The sequence below is a fragment of the Rudaea sp. genome, from assembly GCF_047601565.1.
GTDB lineage: Bacteria > Pseudomonadota > Gammaproteobacteria > Xanthomonadales > Rhodanobacteraceae > Rudaea.
Window position 1 is genome coordinate 617,510 of the sequence record NZ_JASGIY010000001.1, and the last position, 17,315, is coordinate 634,824.

At 62.6% G+C, this 17,315-nt stretch carries 15 protein-coding genes, 1 tRNA gene and 2 pseudogenes; 8 read left to right on the forward strand and 10 right to left on the reverse strand.

Annotated features, from left to right (window positions below):
* Positions 1-197 precede the first annotated feature (197 nt).
* The 4 genes and pseudogenes from QM741_RS02615 (at position 198) to eno (ending at position 5,591) form a co-directional block, all read left to right on the forward strand.
* Positions 198-1,250, forward strand: a complete 1,053-nt coding sequence (locus QM741_RS02615) for an aldose epimerase family protein (protein ID WP_415206188.1) — start codon at positions 198-200, stop codon at positions 1,248-1,250.
* Between the two features lie 392 nt (positions 1,251-1,642).
* Positions 1,643-3,043, forward strand: coding sequence for a hypothetical protein (locus QM741_RS02620; RefSeq protein WP_415206189.1), 1,401 nt, complete (start codon positions 1,643-1,645; stop codon positions 3,041-3,043).
* A 341-nt stretch (positions 3,044-3,384) separates the two neighbouring features.
* Positions 3,385-4,296 (forward strand): phosphotransferase family protein, encoded by a 912-nt coding sequence (locus QM741_RS02625; protein ID WP_415206190.1) that lies wholly within the window; start codon positions 3,385-3,387, stop codon positions 4,294-4,296.
* Between the two features lies 1 nt (position 4,297).
* A pseudogene (gene eno, locus QM741_RS02630) lies at positions 4,298-5,591 on the forward strand (phosphopyruvate hydratase).
* A gap of 465 nt (positions 5,592-6,056) precedes the next feature.
* Here eno and QM741_RS02635 read toward each other — a convergent pair.
* The 7 genes from QM741_RS02635 to QM741_RS02665 are packed head-to-tail and all read right to left on the reverse strand — an operon-like array spanning position 6,057 to position 11,700.
* Positions 6,057-7,010, reverse strand: a complete 954-nt coding sequence (locus tag QM741_RS02635; protein ID WP_415206191.1) for a Gfo/Idh/MocA family oxidoreductase — start codon at positions 7,008-7,010, stop codon at positions 6,057-6,059.
* 1 nt (position 7,011) lies between these two features.
* Positions 7,012-7,866: a class III extradiol dioxygenase subunit beta gene (locus QM741_RS02640; RefSeq protein WP_415206192.1), complete on the reverse strand. Its 855-nt coding sequence runs from the start codon at positions 7,864-7,866 to the stop codon at positions 7,012-7,014.
* Between the two features lies 1 nt (position 7,867).
* Positions 7,868-8,311, reverse strand: coding sequence for a protocatechuate 4,5-dioxygenase subunit alpha (gene ligA / locus QM741_RS02645; protein ID WP_415206193.1), 444 nt, complete (start codon positions 8,309-8,311; stop codon positions 7,868-7,870).
* Position 8,312: 1 nt separating this feature from the next.
* Complete coding sequence (locus QM741_RS02650; protein ID WP_415206194.1) at positions 8,313-9,242, reverse strand: amidohydrolase family protein; 930 nt, start codon at positions 9,240-9,242, stop codon at positions 8,313-8,315.
* Positions 9,243-9,252: 10 nt separating this feature from the next.
* Complete coding sequence (gene ligK / locus QM741_RS02655) at positions 9,253-9,936, reverse strand: 4-carboxy-4-hydroxy-2-oxoadipate aldolase/oxaloacetate decarboxylase (protein WP_415206195.1); 684 nt, start codon at positions 9,934-9,936, stop codon at positions 9,253-9,255.
* Positions 9,937-9,953: 17 nt separating this feature from the next.
* Positions 9,954-10,982, reverse strand: coding sequence for an amidohydrolase family protein (locus QM741_RS02660; protein ID WP_415206196.1), 1,029 nt, complete (start codon positions 10,980-10,982; stop codon positions 9,954-9,956).
* A gap of 19 nt (positions 10,983-11,001) precedes the next feature.
* Positions 11,002-11,700, reverse strand: coding sequence for an extracellular solute-binding protein (locus QM741_RS02665; RefSeq protein WP_415206197.1), 699 nt, complete (start codon positions 11,698-11,700; stop codon positions 11,002-11,004).
* A gap of 109 nt (positions 11,701-11,809) precedes the next feature.
* Between QM741_RS02665 and QM741_RS02670 the strand changes: the two genes are divergently transcribed.
* On the forward strand, positions 11,810-12,706 hold the full coding sequence (locus QM741_RS02670) for a LysR substrate-binding domain-containing protein (RefSeq protein ID WP_415206198.1): 897 nt from the start codon (positions 11,810-11,812) through the stop codon (positions 12,704-12,706).
* A 121-nt stretch (positions 12,707-12,827) separates the two neighbouring features.
* Here QM741_RS02670 and tnpA read toward each other — a convergent pair whose 3' ends face one another.
* From tnpA to QM741_RS02685, 3 genes are all read right to left on the reverse strand, one after another.
* Positions 12,828-13,259: an IS200/IS605 family transposase gene (tnpA, locus tag QM741_RS02675; RefSeq protein WP_415206199.1), complete on the reverse strand. Its 432-nt coding sequence runs from the start codon at positions 13,257-13,259 to the stop codon at positions 12,828-12,830.
* A gap of 67 nt (positions 13,260-13,326) precedes the next feature.
* Complete coding sequence (locus tag QM741_RS02680; RefSeq protein ID WP_415206200.1) at positions 13,327-13,923, reverse strand: hypothetical protein; 597 nt, start codon at positions 13,921-13,923, stop codon at positions 13,327-13,329.
* Positions 13,899-14,927: a secretin and TonB N-terminal domain-containing protein gene (locus QM741_RS02685; protein ID WP_415206201.1), complete on the reverse strand. Its 1,029-nt coding sequence runs from the start codon at positions 14,925-14,927 to the stop codon at positions 13,899-13,901. Before QM741_RS02685 ends, QM741_RS02680 begins: the two co-directional genes overlap by 25 nt.
* A gap of 587 nt (positions 14,928-15,514) precedes the next feature.
* On the opposite strand from QM741_RS02685, the gene QM741_RS02690 reads away from it, so the two are divergent.
* The 3 genes and pseudogenes from QM741_RS02690 (at position 15,515) to QM741_RS02700 (ending at position 17,278) form a co-directional block, all read left to right on the forward strand.
* Positions 15,515-16,594, forward strand: coding sequence for a 3-deoxy-7-phosphoheptulonate synthase (locus tag QM741_RS02690; RefSeq protein ID WP_415206202.1), 1,080 nt, complete (start codon positions 15,515-15,517; stop codon positions 16,592-16,594).
* Positions 16,595-16,608: 14 nt separating this feature from the next.
* Positions 16,609-17,189: pseudogene (locus QM741_RS02695) on the forward strand (methylated-DNA--[protein]-cysteine S-methyltransferase).
* Positions 17,190-17,201: 12 nt separating this feature from the next.
* Positions 17,202-17,278 (forward strand) — tRNA-Met (locus tag QM741_RS02700).
* Positions 17,279-17,315 lie beyond the last annotated feature (37 nt).

The window sequence follows — 17,315 nt, forward strand, 5'->3', positions numbered from 1 at the left end:
CACTCGTTTGATGCGCCTGCGGTATCCGTTTGACTTGGCCCGGGCCAAACCAAAATCGCCGGCCGGACAAATATCGCGTGGCATGGTTTTGCGCCGATCCTTAAGTTCCTCTTGGAAACAACGGGGCGGATTGCCGTCGATTCGGGCCTCGAAGCCTCTTTTTTTGCGAAAATCGTTCGAAGACGAGGAGTTGGGGGATGCCGATCACGCGAAGATCGTTCGGCCGGCTGAAAGACGGCCGCAACGTGGACAGCGTCCTGTTGTCCGACGCGCACAGCGGTTTCTCGGTCGAGGTGCTCGAGTACGGAGCGACGATTCGTGCGATCAACGTCCCGGCTGCGAACGGGCAATCGATCAACACGGTCCTTGCGTACCGGACGCTGGCCGAATACGAAAACGGAAACGCCTATCTCGGCGCGACGATCGGCCGCTGTGCAGGAAGGACGGCGGCCGACGCCCATGCGCAGCTGCATCTCAGCCGCAACGAAGGGTCGAATCATCTGCACGGCGGCAAGACCGGATTCAGCCACTCGCTATGGCGCATCGTCGGCATCGACGACGGCGATGTCCCGAGAGTTTGCCTGCGCCATCGCTCGCCGGCCGACGAGGACGGCTATCCGGGCGACCTGACCATCGATGCCGAATTTTCGCTGACCGACGCCCTCACTCTCCGCGTCGTCATGCAAGCACACGGCGATGCCGATACGCCGCTGAACCTGACGCTGCATCCCTACTTCAACCTCGATGGCGATTCGACGGCCGCGATCGACGACCATGTTCTGCGCATCGATGCATCGAACATCCTGCCGCTCGGGCCGACGCGGCTGCCGACCGGCGAAAGAATGGCCGTGGCGGAAACGCCGTTCGACTTCCGCATGCCGCGCGCGATCGGCGCGGCGCGCTACGACGGCCATGCGCAACTGCGGCTGACGGACGGATACGATCATTACTACGTGCTCGACGGCAACGCGGCCCTCGCAGCGGAAGTCTACAGCCCGCGATCCTCGCTCGGCCTGCGCATCGGCACGAACCAGGCGGGCCTGCAGTTCTACTCGGGAAACCATCTCGACAAGACTTCGCCGACGGCGTTCCGCGCAAGAAGCGGATTCTGCCTCGAACCGCATGCGTTTCCGAATGCGATCAACGAGCCGCGCTTTCCGGACATCACGTTGCGCGCCGGGGAAATCTATCGGTACGAGACACGCTACGAGTTCTGTCGAACGGATCGCATTGCAGGATCGATGCGTTGACGCCGTCGATCACGCGTTTCGTGTTTCGCTTGTCCGTCGCGAAGTTTCGATCGCAAAGCACGTCCCGCTTGCACGCAGTTGACCGATTTCCGATGCGTGTTTGATCCGATTCCGAAGGCGCATCGCGCCATCGAAAAGAATGTACTCCCACTCGGCCAATACAAGCTTGGCCCGCAATGTCATCGATCACCACTATGCGCAAGCCCGCGTATAGGGGAGTGAGCGGAAGATCCGGCACAAAAAGCCGCTTGCAAAAAACCAGCTCATGACGCTCGACGCCTGATCAAGACCAACTACAGAGAGGAGGAAATATGTTCGGTACGAATTTCATTTCCGGAAATCGCTCGCAAGTGGGTTTGCCGGCACTGGCCCTCGTCGCAAGCTGTTGGGCCATGACGGCCGATGCAGCCACCTATTACGTCGATTCGGTAGGCGGGTCCGACGGCGCCGCCGGCACAAGCCCGACGACGGCGTGGCAGACGCTGGCCAAAGTGGATGCGACGACGTTCGTCGCCGGTAACCAGATCCTGTTCCATACCGATCAACGCTGGTCGGGGCAGCTTCATCCGAAGGGATCCGGCGCGGCCGGATCGCCGATCGTCATCTCGAGTTATGGCGGCGGCGCGATGCCGATCATCGACGGAGGCTCGCTGGCCAGCGGCGGCGCGGTGTATCTGTACAACCAGCAGTACTGGACCATCCAGGGACTCGAGGTGGTCAACGACTCCGGGGTCAACAACGTCGGCAGTCTTGCGGCTCAGGGGCTGAGCCGGTTCGGCATCTACGTGGACAATGATTCCCCATTGAACGGCGGCGGGCAGACCTACCGCGGCATTACCATCCAGAACAACTACGTGCATGACGTGAACGGCTGCTTCGCATGCAGCGACATAAATCCCCAAATCAACGGTGGCATCGTCGTTGCGGCGGACCCGCACAGCCCGCTCTGGCACGGCACGGACAGCTACGCGGACGTCGTCATTGCGAACAACCTCGTCGAACATGTCGGCCGTACGGGCATCACGTTCTGGGATGCTTCGACAGGCTTCTACCTTTCCCTCGACCCGAGTGCGCTCAGCAACAATGTCACGATACACGGCAATCAGGTGTACAACGTCGACAGCGACGGCATCGTCATGGTCGGTGCCAAGAACTCGATCATGGATCACAACATCGTCGGCAATGCGGGATCGGTGACTGTAGTGGGTTCGACGGAGCCGTCGGCGGTAGGACTCTGGCCTGCCCGCGTGTACAACGTGCTCGTCGAATACAACGAAGTGTACGGCGTGCTTACTTCGCAAGGAGTCGACGGCGAGGGTTACGACATCGACCTGTGCGCGCAATACGTGACCCTGCAGTACAACTACAGCCACGACAACCAGGGCGGATTTCTGGTGATGGAGGGCGGCCTCGGCACGGGCATCAATGCCACGGTGCGCTACAACCTCAGCGTCAACGACAGTTGGGGCAACCTGACCGGCGTGTTCACCTTCGCCGACGGCGTGATCCCGCATACCGCGATCTACAACAACACGGTCTACATGGCCGCCGGGATGTCAGCGAACCTGATGAACTGCGAACAATGGAACTGCACGAACGGCTATGCCACCAATTCATACAATCCGTTGAGTTTCCAGAACAACATCATCGCCAACTTCGGCTCCGGCGCCTACCAGGTTCCCACCGGATCCGGCACGACGCTCGACCACAATCTTTTCTTCGGCAACCATCCGGCCAGCGAGCCCGCCGATGCCTACAAGATCACCTCGGATCCGCTGTTCGTGGCCGCCTAGGCGACAGCGCCGACCGGCCCCGGGTCGGTATCGGGATACCAGGTAGGCCCGGGTTCGCCCGCGATCGGCAGCGGCGCCGTCATCTCGAACAACGGCGGCTTGGATTACTTCGGCAATCCCGTGTCGGCGACGGCGGCTCCCACGCGAGGCTTCTACCAAGCCAACCAGTGATGCCTGTCTTCGTTTTCATGGCTCCTCGGCGCGCAACGCCGACGGAGCCATGAGCGGCGCCGGACAAAAACGAAAGCTCGTGAACCCGCCAAGACAGCATGCCCGAGCATCCCTCACTTCATTCAAGTTCGTCCGGGCCGCAGGACCCGGACGAACACGATGAGAACTCGGTGCGACAGATCGCACTCGACGGCGGAATTTCGAGCGATATACGGGTCGTGCAGACGGCGCACGGCGACTATGTCGTCAAGCGCGCGCGCGCGAAATTGCGAGTGGAGGCGGAATGGTTCTGCGATCCGACACGCTCGTCGGTCGAGGTGGCCGGACTGCGCGCGATAGCCGCACTCCTCGGTCAGACGCATGCGCCGAAAGTGTTATGGGTCGATGAGACGACCCATCGATTCGCGATGGAACTGATCGAACCGCGTTTCCGCAACTGGAAGCGGCAATTGCTTCGCGGCCATGTCGACATCGCCAGCGCAGCGGGGGCCGGGCGTTTGCTGGGCCAATTGCATGCCCGTTCATCCCGTGATCCGGGCATCGCGGCGCGGTTCGCGAATACCGCACCGTTCGTCGAACTGCGTGTGCGGCCTTTTTTCGAGCGGATTGCGCAGCGCAATCCCGCGCTCGCAGCGAGCATCGCCGAGATCGTCCAAAGTCTTTGCTCGACCCGGAACGCGCTGGTTCACGGCGACTACAGCCCGAAAAATCTGCTCGTCGACGGCAGCGACGTCGTGATCCTCGATTGCGAAGTCGCGCATTGGGGCGATGCGCGTTTCGACGTCGCGTTCTGCCTCGCCCACCTGCTGCTGAAAATGTTTCGCCGCGCGGCATCCGTGCCGCCGCTCCTTTCCTGCATCCTCGCTTTTCTCGAGGGATATCGCCGTCACGGACTCCCTGTCCTCGATCGACGCTTCGTCCGCCAGTTGGGCTGCCTCGTGCTCGCGCGCCTCGAAGGCGACTCGCCGGTCGATTATCTCGGCGACCTCGATGCGGACGAGGTCAAGCGATTCGCCACCGAACTGATTCTGCGCCCGGCGGCATTCGCCGAATTCGGCCCGGACATTGCAGACAAGATTTGAAATGAACCATTCCACCGATACCACGATCGCCTCGCTGCACGGCCGTTGCGTGTTCGATTCGCGCGGCCGGCCGACCGTCGAAGTCGAAGTCGCGTTGTGCAGCGGCGCAAGCGGACGCGCAGCGGCACCATCGGGCGCATCGACCGGAAGCCACGAGGCGCACGAATTGCGCGATGGCGATCCCGCGCTCCACGCCGGCCGCGGCGTGCGCAAAGCCATCGCTCATGTGAACGGCGAAATTGCGCGCAGCGTGATCGGCAGGAATGCGCTGGAACAGGCATCGATCGACGCTTTCCTGCGCGAACTCGACGGCACGGAACATTTCGACCGCCTCGGCGCCAATGCCGTGCTGCCCACCTCGCTGGCAATCTGCCGCGCGGCCGCCGCGGCTCAAGCCATGCCCTTGCATCGCTACATCGCCTCGCTCGCGGGAAACGCCCATCCCTCGCTGCCGCTGCCGATGGTCAACATCCTGAGCGGCGGGGCGCATGCCGCGCGGAGCATGGACCTGCAGGATTTCCTCGTCATTCCGGTCGGCGCGGAAAATTTCGCCGACGCCATGCAGATGGCGCTCCGGATCAGGCAGGCCGCTGACCGCGTCCTGACCGAACGTGGCCTGCCGACGTTCCTCGCCGACGAAGGCGGGCTCAGCCCCGGCTGCCGAAGCGCTGCCGAAGCGCTGGATCTCCTACTGGCGGCGATCCATACCGCCGGCTTCGAGCCGGGAGCCGAGATCGCGATCGCGCTCGACGTCGCCGCCAGCGAACTCCACTCGTCCGGACGATACGAGTTGCGCAACGAAGGACGCTGCTTGTCGAGCGAGGAGATGATTTCCGCCGTGTCGGAATGGCTGCGGCGGTATCCCATTGTCTCGATCGAGGATGCGCTGCACCAGGACGACTGGGACAACTGGGCGAAGTTGACCTTCTCCACCCCAGGCATACAAATCTTGGGAGACGATCTGTTCGCGACGAACGTTTCCCGCATCGCGCGCGGCCAACGCGGTGCTGATCAAACCCAACCAGAACGGCACCTTGTCCGGAACGCTCGAAGCCATCGCGGAAGCGCGGCGCGGAGGATTCGCGACGATCGTCTCGGCCCGATCCGGCGAAACGGAAGACCCGTTCATCGCCGATCTCGCCGTCGGCACCGCCGCCGGGCAAATCAAGATCGGCTCGGTGAGGACGTCGGAACGGATGAGCAAGTACAACCAACTCCTCCGCATCGGCGAAGACGAATCGCTGCCGTTCGGCTGCGGCGGATTGCAAAAGCGGACATTCGAGAAGAATCCATAACGATCGAATTGTCAGATTCAACTTAATAAGTTCAATTCCGCCAACGGGCGGATTGACTTGATATTTTCCAAGGGGCGAAACGACGGGATGCAGAACCTGAAATGGTTTCTTGCCCTTTTCGACAAATTTGAAATGGTTTGTTGCGCAAGCGGCACGCGCCAAACCCATCCTTGGTGCGTAGCCTTCCCATTAAAAGTCGTCGTTTAGAAGAAGAGTATCTACAGGAGGCCCCGCAGGAGGTTCTCCATGCACAAGAGTCGATTCACCGAGTCACGGATCGTGTCTATGAGTGAAAACACAGTTTGGCCGCATCAGGCAAGCATGGTTTGGCCACTATGCCCAAACTAAGCGGCGCACGGCAGTGAGCTCACGAGGTTCACGCAGGCGGTGCGGTCCAGGCAGCCGAAAGCGCAAAGCGTACCGGCGCGATTTGCTGCTGGGGACGAACGATTGACGGGGCGGCATTCAGCGCAGCTGCTTTTCAAGCCGGTCGAGCACGCGATAGCACGGCAGCACCTGCGCCACGCTCGCGTTGGGCTCGCGGCCTTCGCGGATCGCGGCGAAGAATTCGCGGTCTTGCAATTCGATGCCGTTCAGCGACACGTCGACGTGGCTGACGTCGATTTTTTCTTCCTTGCCGTCGACGAGGTCGTCGTAACGCGCGATGTAGGTGCCGGTGTCGCCGATGTAGCGGAAGAACGTGCCTAGCGGGCCGTCGTTGTTGAATGAGAGGCTCAGCGTACAGATCGCGCCCGTGCTGCTCTTGAGCTGAATCGACATGTCCATCGCGATGCCGAGCGTCGGGTGGATCGGCCCTTGCAGCGCATTCGCCGCAACGATCTCGCCGCCGCTCTGGTAAGCGAACAGGTCGACGGTATGTGCGGCATGGTGCCAGAGCAAATGGTCGGTCCAACTGCGCGGCTGGCCGAGCGCGTTCATATTGGTGCGGCGGAAAAAATAGGTCTGCACGTCCATCTGCTGCAGCGCGAAGTCGCCGGCGGCGATCTTCTTGTGGATGTACTGGTGGCTCGGATTGAAACGCCGCGTGTGGCCGCACATCGCTACCTTGCCGGTCTGCTTCTGCAATACGACCACGGCCTCGGCATCGGCGAGGCTGTCGGCCAGCGGAATCTCGATCTGCACATGCTTGCCGGCCTTGAGGCAGGCGATGCCCTGCGCCGCATGCATCTGCGTCGGCGTGCACAGGATCACCGCATCGATCTCGGGCTTGGCCAGGGACTCGGCGAGATCGGTGGCGACGTGGGGAATTTTATACTTTTGCGCAATGGCCTCGGTCTTCCCGCGCTCGCGGCCGACCAGCGAGACGACTTCGACGCCGTCGATGTTCGCAATTGCATCGAGATGCTTGATGCCGAAGGCGCCGGCACCGGCCAGCGCAACCTTGATGGACTTGCTCATGTCAGGAATTCTCCAATATCAGATGACCCACGGCCGTGTTCGACGCGGGCACGTGGTAGAAACGATGCGCGACCTTCGGCGCCGCGCCGCCGGCGACGTCGGCCATCGCGCCGCGCGCTATCAGCCACATCACGAGTTCGATGCCCTCGCTGCCGGCCTCGCGCACGTAGTCGATGTGCGGCAGGCGCGCGAGCTCCGCGGGTTCGGCGATCAGCCGATCGATGAAGCGGTTGTCCCACTCGCGGTTGATCAGGCCCGCGCGCGCGCCCTGCAATTGGTGGCTCATGCCGCCGGTGCCCCAGATCTGCACGCGCAGCGGTTCGTCGAACTTTTCGACCGCGCGGCAGATCGCCTTGCCCAATTCAAAGCAGCGCCGGCCCGATGGCGCGGGGTACTGCACCACATTGACCGCGAACGGAATCACCGGGCACGGCCAGACCTGCGGCTGCCCGCACATCAGCGACAGCGGCACGGTCAGGCCGTGGTCGACCGGCATGTTGTTGACGATGGTCAGGTCGAAATCGTCCTGGATCACGCTTTGCGCAATGTGCGAGGCAAGTTCGGGATGACCGACCACGTCGGGCACCGGGCGCGGTCCCCAGCCTTCGTCGGCGACAAGATATTTTTCCGCGCAACCGATCGCGAAGGTCGGAATCAGATCAAGGCTGAACGCGGTTGCGTGATCGTTGTAGACGAGAAAGACCACGTCGGGCTCGTTGTCGCGCAGCCATTGCTTCGAGTATTCGTAGCCCGCGAACAGCGGCTGCCAGTACGGCTCCGCGGTCTTGCCGAGATCCATCGCCACGCCGATCGCGGGCACGTGCGAGGTGTAGACGCTGGCGCTGATCGATGCCATGTCAGGTGTCCTTGTCGCGGCCGGCACGGCCTTGCGGTTGATTCTGCGGCTGCGCATCGCCGCCTTCGCCGAGACGCCGGTTGCCCTCGACCGAACGGCCGCCGGCCAGCATCATCGCGCGGTACTCCTCCTCGCTCATGCCGGTCATGCTGCCGGCCATCTGTTGGAACGTCTTGCCGTCGGTCGCACCGATGCGCGCGAGGAAGTAGATGTTGCCGCCGAGCGCGATGCAGCGGTTGAGGTCGCGCGCGAGCACGGCCTGTTTCTGCTCCTCGCTCATCGGCCACTCGTCGAGATAGGCGCGCTCGCCGGCCTTGAAGCGCGCGCGGTTGTCGGCCTTCATCAGCGACACGCAGAACTGGTTGAGCCAGTAGCCCTTGTGCGATTGCTCCGCGTCGAAGATCGTCGTGCCGGGAATGTCGAGATAAGGTTTGTCTAGCGGCACGTCATTCCTCCGGCCAATACAAGCGCATCGGATTGTCGACGAGCAGTTTGCGGCGCAGTTCCTGCGTCGGCGCGATTTGCGCGATGTAGTCGACGAGCAGGCCGTCGTCGGGCATGTGCCCCTTGAGGTTCGGATGCGGCCAGTCGGTGCCCCAGAGCACACGGTCGGGAAACATCTCGACGAGGCGCCGCGCGAACGGCACGACGTCGGCGTAAGGCCGGCGTTCGCCGTACAGCGCCGGCGGTCCCGAATGCGACAACCGCTCGGGACAGCTCACCTTGGACCAGACCTGCGGATGCTCGTGCATGTACTTCACGAACAGCTTGAACTCGGGCCCGTCGATGGGCATGGACACGTCCGGCCGGCCCATGTGATCGACCACGACGGGCGTCGGCAGCGCGCTGAAGAAATCCCACAGCTCGGGAAGATCGGCCGCCTCGAAGTAGACGACGACATGCCAGCCGAGCTCGGCGATGCGCGCGGCGATTTCGAGCAATTCGACCTTCGGCGTGAAGTCGACGAGGCGCTTGACGAAGTTGAAGCGCACGCCGTGCACGCCGGCCTCGTGCAGTTCCTGCAACAGCGCATCGCTGACCTCGGCGCGCACCGTCGCGACGCCCCGCGCGCGGCCGTTGCTCGCGCGCAAGGCATCGACCAGCGCGCGATTGTCGGCGCCATGACAGGTCGCCTGCACGATGACGTTACGCGCGAAGCCGAGATAGTCGCGCAGCGCGAACAGTTGCTCCTTCGACGCATCGCACGGCGTGTACTTGCGCTCGGGCGCATACGGAAACTCGGTGCCGGGACCGAACACATGGCAATGCGCGTCCACCGCGCCCGGCGGCAGTTTCAATTCGGGCTTCGACGGACCGTCGTACCAGTCGAGCCAGCCCGGCGTCTTGGTGAATCCGCCGGTCGTGGGTCTGTCCATTCCGATTCCTTCAATCCACGTATTTGAGGCCCGCGGCGGCGAGCGGCTCGCGCATCTTGTACATGTCGAGGCCGAGCACGCCCGAAGCGAGTTTCGCGCGCTTCTCGCCTTCGTTGGCCTCGCGCTTGCGTGCCGCCTCCAGCGCCGCCGCCGCCTTCGCGCGCGGCACGCAGACCACGCCGTCGTCGTCGGCGACGATCACGTCGCCCGGCGTCACCCACATGCCGGCGCAGACCACCGGGATGTTGACCGAACCAAGCGTGGCCTTGATCGTGCCCTTGCCGCTGATCGCGCGGCTCCATACAGGGAACCGCATCTCGGTCAGCGTCTTCACGTCGCGCACGCCGGCATCGATCACCAACGCGCGCGCGCCGCGCGCCTGGAAACTCGTGGCGAGCAGGTCGCCGAAGTAGCCGTCCCTACACTCGGCGCTGACCGCCGCGACGACCACATCGCCGGGCCGTATCTGTTCGGCGACGACATGCATCATCCAGTTGTCGCCCGGGTGCAGCAGCACGGTGAGCGCCGTGCCGGACATCTGCGCGCCGGCATAGATCGGCCGCATGTACGGCTTGAGAAAACCGACCCGGCCCATGGCTTCGTGCACGGTGGCCGAACCGAACGCGGCCAGTGCGTCGGCGACGTCGCGATCGGTGCGTTCGATGTTGCGGTAAACCACGCCGAGTTCGTACATGGGCTTCTTCTCCTGCTTCAGCGGCCGCGCGCTTTCAACGCCGCGTCGAGGCGCGGATACACGCGCCGCGCATTGCCCGCGTATATCTTTTCGCGTTGCGCCGCGTCGAGATTCGGCGTCGCCTCGACGTAGTGCTTGGTGTCGTCGTAATAATGTCCCGTCTCCGGATCGATGCCGCGCACCGCGCCGATCATCTCGCTAGCGAACAGAATGTTGGCTGCCGGAATCACGCGCGTCAGCAGGTCGATGCCGGGCTGGTGGTAGACACAGGTATCGAAAAAGATGTTGTTGAGCAGGTGTTCGTCCAGCAACGGTTTCTTCAGTTCCTGCGCCAGCCCGCGGAAGCGGCCCCAGTGGTACGGCACCGCGCCGCCGCCGTGCGGGATCACGAACTTCAGCGTCGGAAAATCCTTGAACAGATCGGACGTCAGGCACTGCATGAACGCCGTCGTGTCGGCGTTGAGATAGTGCGCGCCGGTGGTATGGAAGCAGGCATTGCAGCTCGTGCTGACGTGGATCATCGCCGGGATGTCGTACTCGATCATCTTCTCGTAGATCGGGTACCAGTGCCTGTCGGACAGTGGCGGCGAGGTCCAGTGCCCGCCCGACGGATCGGGATTGAGATTGATCGCGACGTTGCCGTACTCGCGCACGCACTTGTCGAGTTCCGCAATGCAGGTTTTCGGATCGACGCCGGGCGACTGCGGCAGCATCGCGGCCGGGACGAAGTTGTCGGGAAACAGCCGGCTGACGCGATAGCACAGTTCGTTGCAGATCGCCGCCCAGGTCGAACTCGTCCGGATGTCGCCGATGTGGTGCGCCATGAAGCTCGCGCGCGGCGAGAAGATCGTCAGATCCGAGCCGCGCTCGCGCATCTTCTGCAACTGGTTGACCTCGATCGACTCACGCAGTTCGTCGTCGCCGATGACGAGTTCGGCGACCTTCGGCGCCTGCGAGGGATCTTTCAGGCCCGCGATCTGGCGGTTGCGCCAGGTCTCGAGCGCCTTCGGCGCGGTCGTGTAGTGTCCGTGGATGTCGATGATCATGGTCGTGTCGTGATAAAGATCAGGCGGGTTCCATGCCGTGGCGGCGCATGACTTCGTGGTTTTCCGCGGAAGCCATGAAAGTGAGCAGCGCACGCGCATTTTCGACGTGCATGCTTGCCGCGCAGACGGCGCCGGAAAACACCGTGGTCTTCTGAATTGCCGCAGGTAACGGCCCGATCGCATCGACGCCGTCGAGGCCGACGATCTCGCTGCGCTGCTGGAAACCGAGCGCGATTTCACCGCGCGCGATCAACGCGCCGACCGGCACGCCCGGCAGCGCCTGCACGATACGGGGCGCAATCTCGTCCGCGATACCCCAACGCTCGAACAACTCGGCGAGATACACGCCGCTCGGCCCGGTCGAATAGCCCAGCGTCTTTGCTTCGCGCACGGCATCGCGCACGGCTTCTTCGCTGGCGACGTCCGGGCGCAGCGCGCCCGCGCGCACGGCCACCCAGATATCGGAGCGCATCAGATCGACGCAGCTGCCCGCAACGACGCGGCCACCCGCGGCGAGTTTGTCGATCACATCTGAAGCGAGCCACACAATATCGAAATATTCGCCCGCCGCGATGCGCTTCGCCGCGACGACGCCGCCGACCGATTCGATCGCGACGCGGATGCCCGTCTCGCGTTCGCAGCGTGCGGCAAGTTCGGCCAGCACCTGGCGCATCGCCATCGACGAAATGCCGGCCAGAGGGGATGGGGCACGTGTCATGGCGGAATTTTCGCGCGGATGGCGCAGCACACACAGCCGGGAGAACGCGATATCTGATATGCCGAATCGGCATGGTAGGATGCCATCCATTCCATTTTCGACATCCGCGATGGACCTGAAACAGCTCGGCTATTTCGTGCGCGTCGCCGAAGCGGGCGGCTTCACGCGCGCCGCTCGCGAGCTCGGCATCGCGCAGCCGGCGTTGAGCCGGCAGATCCGCATGCTCGAAGTCGAACTCGGGCACAGCCTGCTCGCGCGCAATGGCCGCGGCGCGACGCCCACCGAAGCCGGCAAGCTGCTACTCGAACACAGCCGCGGCATCCTGCATCAGGTCGAACGCGCGCGCGAGGATCTCGGCCGCATCCGCGGCACGCCGTCGGGCCGCGTCGCGATCGGCCTGCCGCCGACGCTGGCGAAAGTCATCGCGGTGCCGCTGACGCGCGCGATCCGCAAGCAGATGCCGGAAGCGGAAATCTCGCTCAGCGAGGGACTGTCCATGTCCCTGCAGGAGTGGCTGCGCCTGGGGCGCCTCGACATCGCCCTGCTCTACAACGTCGCCACCGCGCCGGATCTGGAAACCGATCTGCTGCGCGAGGAAGAACTGTTCCTGATCACCAAGGACGACCGCAACGGCGCGGCAGTGCAGACGATACGTCTCAAGCAGATCGCGGCGATACCGCTGGTGATTCCGAATCGCCCCAACACGATGCGTGTGCTGCTCGAAAGCGAATTGGCGCAGCTCGGACTGCGGCCGCGAATCGCCCTGGAAGTCGAAGGTGTTGCCACGATCCTCGACCTCGTTGCCGAAGGTGCCGGTGCCGCGGTGCTGCCGCGCCACGCGCTGTCCGCTCCGGCGCAACGCGGACGTCTGCGCATGCAGCGCATCGTCGCGCCCGCGCTGCGCAACAAGACCTTTCTCGCCACTTCCGCGCGCCGCACGCAGACCCTGACCCAGCGCAGGACGATCGAACTCATCCGCGCAACGGTCGCGAAAATCCCGCGCTGACGGAAGCCGGAGTAAGTATCCCCCGGCAAAGCCGGGGGCTTTATTGATGTGAGCCGCTCAAAGCGGCTTGTGCGGGGACGCTAACGCGGCCCCGCGTTCTTTGGCACCTGTCGGTGCCAACTCAGCGCCACAGATTCAACCGATCCATGCGCTTGTCCTCGTGCTCCTGATTTTGAATGTAGGCTCGTATCTGCGTTTCATCCCGACCTACCGTCGAAACGAAATACCCTCTCGCCCAAAAGTGCTGGCCCTGAAAATTCCGCTTCCGCTCTGCGTACGTACGCGCCAGATGAATCGCGCTCTTGCCCTTGATGTATCCCACCACTTCCGACACCGCGTACTTCGGCGGTATCGCCAAAAGCATGTGGACGTGATCCGACATCAGATGGCCTTCTTCTATCCGGCTCTCTCTTTGCCTCGCCAACTGCCGGAACACCTCTCCAAGATGCTTGCGTAGCTCCGCGCACAAACTCTTTCTTCGACACTTCGGGATGAATACCACGTGGTATTTGCACTCCCATTTTGTGTGGCTCAAACTCTCATACCCGTCCATCGGGACTCTCCGTTTCGTGTGCTTGGCGGCTCACGCTCGGAGTGTTTCCGATGGACTCCCGTAAATGTCAAACTGTTACTGCCACCCCGGCAAAGCCGGGGGAACTCCTATAGTTGTTTAGTGGAATATTTGACTCCGGTGACGCCAGAGGAAGGTAAATCTCGGCAAAGCCGTAATAACTGTGTTCCTGATAGAGAGATCGAGATGTGGTAATCAGAGAATGCTCATCGAAGCTATTCTTACGATAGCCTACCCATAAGGCTGTACGGACATCACCCCCCGGCAATGAAAGCAACGCTCCTTCAGAATTTATTTCCCAAGATTTGACCTTATCGCAATAGCAATTGTCACTCCTCGACGCTAGCGAACCCCCAGAGTAAATTGGTTGATTCAAATAGTCTTTTTCGTCTCCATAGAGGCCATTGATCGAAACTGTCCAGGATTCAGGAAGATGAAAAGTCAGAACGGGTGAGATAGTATAATTCGTTGTGCTTCTCAATACCCTCAAGAAAATAGTAGATGTTTCAGCATTAGCTTCATTATTCTCTCGATGATTATATAAAGTGTCGATTTTGAAGGTCACCAAAGAGCCCAGATCCTGATGGGCGCTAAAGAGTCCCGCTTGGACTTTGTTGGTCCCTAGAAGGGTATAGGGAACGGGCAAGTAATCCGTATAGTCGCGCTGTTGTTTCTTGATATTGGTGTCGTTCTCGGAGTCGAACGTCGCGATAAAGCCGCCGCTCGACCAGGTCGTGCCGCCGACGATGCCGTACTGCTGCTGATAATCTCCTCCGTCCGTGGCTTTCCCGAGCCGCGCCGTGGTCGAGAGTCCCTCGTAGTCGGGCTTGAGAATGACGTTGGCCACGCCGCCAACCGCATCCGTGCCGTAAATCGCCGATGCGCCGTCGGCGACGATCTCGATGCGATCGAGCGCGCCAGCGGAATCTGCGAGATATCGACGGCTTGAGAATATCCGCCATACGAGAGGCGGTGGCCGTTGAGCAGGGTCAGGGTCGCATCCGGACCCAGGCCGCGCAGATTGAGCGCCGAGCCGCCATTGATGTTGCTGTTGGCTTGACTTCCTCCGCCGAAATCTCCCGGATTTTGACCACCCGTAAAGTTCTGCGGAATGCTGCGGATCACTTCGCCGAGATTGGTTTGACCGGCCTCGATCGCCTGCTCCTGAGTGATGGCGATGACTGGCGAGGCGGGCGGTGCTCCGATGATGTGCGTGCCGGTCGTTGCGGTCACTTGTACCCGCTCAAGTTCCTGAGGCGTTTCTTCCTCGTTCTTCGCCGTGGTTTTTTCTTGCTTGGCGCGTTGCGCCGGTTTCGACGCAGGTGCCGGATGTTTCTCCGCACCCTTGCGCAGCGTGATCATCCTGCCGTCGTCGTCGGCGATCTCCAGGCCGGTGCCTTGCAGCAGGGCTTTCAACGCCTCGTGCAGTTCGAGATTCCCCTTCACCGCCGGAGTGCGCACGTTCTGCAATTGACTGGCCGGCGCGATGATCTGGATGCCGGCTTGACGGCCGAACTCCGGAATGGCCTTCACCGCGTCCTCGGCCGGAATGTCGAAGGTTTTCTGCTGTCCCCACGCCCACGCTGACATCAACGACAGCGCGACGGCGGCGCTGCCTCTCCATACGCTTCTGCTCGACAAAATGCTCATGGCTCTCGTTTCCCCAAAAGTCTGCGTTGCCGGATGGCTGCTCGGATGTGACGGGGACTAGACGCACGACGGATCGCATTTCCACCATGCTGTCTCGATCGGAACGACGGGCAAAGCGGGAGCTGTTGCTTCCTCAGCCCACGGGGAAGCTGCGCGAGGAACCTAAGCAGCCGCTATTGAGCTGGCTTTCGATCTTCAGAGAAAGAGCAAAGGCTGGATTCCCGCTTGACCAGCCCTACGGCTGTTGAGAGCCGCGGGAATGACGAGCAAAAAAACCGTCCATGCGATGACCTCGCGGGCCATACCGTTTGCGCCGGGAAAGGGCCGGACGAAGGACGTTTCCCGCATATCGCTTGTCGCATACCGATCGATGTGATATTTGTATACCCATGACCTCTCCGCGCCGCAGCTTTTATTTTTGGTACTACGGCATTCCCAAGCCGCTGGCGGAGGAAGGGGCGCGATCGATCTGAAGATTTCGCAAACAGAACACCCTCGAAAACCGCCGGCCTTCCGGCGGTTTTTTTGTTTATCGCCACCGGAAGGCCAAAAAACCAAGCCCGATGACCTTCCCAGGAAACCCAGCCATGACCACGCACCATACCGACGACCTGCGCATTGCCGAACTGCGCGAGCTTTCCACTCCCGCGCAGGTGATCGCCGAATTCCCGCTCGACGAGCGCGCCGAAGACACCGTGGCGCAATCGCGCGCCGCCGTGAACGCCATCCTCGAAGGCAAGGACGACCGCCTCGTCGTCGTCGTCGGGCCGTGTTCGATCCACGACACGAAAGCGGCGATGGACTACGCGCGGCGCCTGGTCGCAGAGCGCAAGCGCCATGCTGGCGAACTCGAAGTCATCATGCGCGTGTATTTCGAGAAACCGCGCACCACGGTCGGCTGGAAGGGCCTGATCAACGACCCCGACCTCGACGGCAGCTTCCACATCGACAAGGGCCTGCGTCTCGCGCGCAGCCTGCTGCGCGACATCAACGCGCTCGGCCTGCCGGCCGGCTGCGAATATCTCGACATGATCACGCCGCAGTACATCTCCGATCTCGTCGCCTGGGGCGCGATCGGCGCGCGCACGACCGAGAGCCAGGTGCACCGCGAGCTCGCCTCGGGTCTGTCCTGCCCGGTCGGCTTCAAGAACGGCACCGACGGCAACGTGAAGATCGCGGTCGATGCGGTGCTGTCGGCGGCGAGCCCACACCATTTCATGGCCGTCACGAAAGATGGCCGCACCGCGATCGCGGCCACGCGTGGCAACCGCGACTGCCACGTCATCCTGCGTGGCGGCAAGGCGCCGAACTACGACGCGGCGAGCGTCGCCGCGGCCTGCGCGGCGATCGCCAAGGCCGGCCTCAACGAGCGCGTGATGATCGACGCAAGCCACGCCAACTCGGCCAAGAACCCCGAGAACCAGCCCAAGGTGATCGACGACATCGCCGGCCAGGTCGAAGCGGGCGAGACGCGCATCCTCGGCGCGATGATCGAAAGCCACCTCGTCGCCGGGCGCCAGGATCTCGTCGAAGGCCAGCCGCTGAAGTACGGCCAGAGCATCACCGACGGCTGCATCGATTGGGAGACGACCGTGCGCACGCTCGATCGCCTCGCCCAGGCGGTACGCGCGCGGCGCCGGCGCGCGGAGGTCAAGTCCGCGGCCTGAGGTACACTGCGGCGATGTCGACGGTGTACTACGACTACCTGCAAACCCCGATCGGCCGCCTCATGCTCGCGGCCGACGGCAGGGGCCTGCGCCATGTCGATTTCGAAAACGGGAAATACCCGGCGACGATCGGCGAGGATTGGGAGCGCGGGCCCGGCGCGCTGCACGAGGCGCGCGCCCAGCTCAAGGCTTACTTTGCCGGCAAGCTCACCGAGTTCGACCTGCCGCTCGCTCCGCAGGGCACCGATTTTCAGCAGCAGGTCTGGCTGGCCCTGCTCGAAATCCCCTACGGCGCGACGACGAGCTACGGCGAGATCGCGCGCGCGCGCTCGGCGACGCCAACGCCACGCGCGCCGTCGGCGCGGCGAACGGGCGCAATCCGCTGCCGATCATCGTCCCCTGCCACCGCGTGATCGGCGCGGACGGCAGCCTCACCGGCTTCGGCGGCGGCCTGCCGATCAAGCGCTGGCTGCTCGAACACGAGCAACGGCACAGCGCCTTCGCGCTGACATCGCGAAGCGTTTTCGCTTCGCGTTTCGAGCCAAGGACGCCATCGCCGGGCAAAGGTTCTCGCAAGCTCCCAATCGCGATATAATGTTCGATTCGCGGCGATGTAGCTCAGCTGGTCAGAGCACGGCACTCATAATGCCGGGGTCGGTGGTTCGAGCCCACCCATCGCCACCAAATTAATGCGAAGAATCAATGGTTTCGCTTTGAAAAG

What these genes read in the sequence shown, in the direction of transcription:
- QM741_RS02615 (WP_415206188.1), top strand. Translation starts at nt 198, where the DNA reads ATGCCGATCACGCGAAGATCGTTCGGCCGGCTGAAAGACGGCCGCAAC.
- QM741_RS02620 (WP_415206189.1), top strand. Translation starts at nt 1,643, where the DNA reads ATGACGGCCGATGCAGCCACCTATTACGTCGATTCGGTAGGCGGGTCC.
- QM741_RS02635 (WP_415206191.1), bottom strand. Translation starts at nt 7,010, where the DNA reads ATGAGCAAGTCCATCAAGGTTGCGCTGGCCGGTGCCGGCGCCTTCGGC.
- QM741_RS02640 (WP_415206192.1), bottom strand. Translation starts at nt 7,866, where the DNA reads ATGGCATCGATCAGCGCCAGCGTCTACACCTCGCACGTGCCCGCGATC.
- QM741_RS02650 (WP_415206194.1), bottom strand. Translation starts at nt 9,242, where the DNA reads ATGGACAGACCCACGACCGGCGGATTCACCAAGACGCCGGGCTGGCTC.
- ligK (WP_415206195.1), bottom strand. Translation starts at nt 9,936, where the DNA reads ATGTACGAACTCGGCGTGGTTTACCGCAACATCGAACGCACCGATCGC.
- QM741_RS02660 (WP_415206196.1), bottom strand. Translation starts at nt 10,982, where the DNA reads ATGATCATCGACATCCACGGACACTACACGACCGCGCCGAAGGCGCTC.
- QM741_RS02665 (WP_415206197.1), bottom strand. Translation starts at nt 11,700, where the DNA reads ATGACACGTGCCCCATCCCCTCTGGCCGGCATTTCGTCGATGGCGATG.
- QM741_RS02670 (WP_415206198.1), top strand. Translation starts at nt 11,810, where the DNA reads ATGGACCTGAAACAGCTCGGCTATTTCGTGCGCGTCGCCGAAGCGGGC.
- tnpA (WP_415206199.1), bottom strand. Translation starts at nt 13,259, where the DNA reads ATGGACGGGTATGAGAGTTTGAGCCACACAAAATGGGAGTGCAAATAC.
- QM741_RS02685 (WP_415206201.1), bottom strand. Translation starts at nt 14,927, where the DNA reads ATGAGCATTTTGTCGAGCAGAAGCGTATGGAGAGGCAGCGCCGCCGTC.
- QM741_RS02690 (WP_415206202.1), top strand. Translation starts at nt 15,515, where the DNA reads ATGACCACGCACCATACCGACGACCTGCGCATTGCCGAACTGCGCGAG.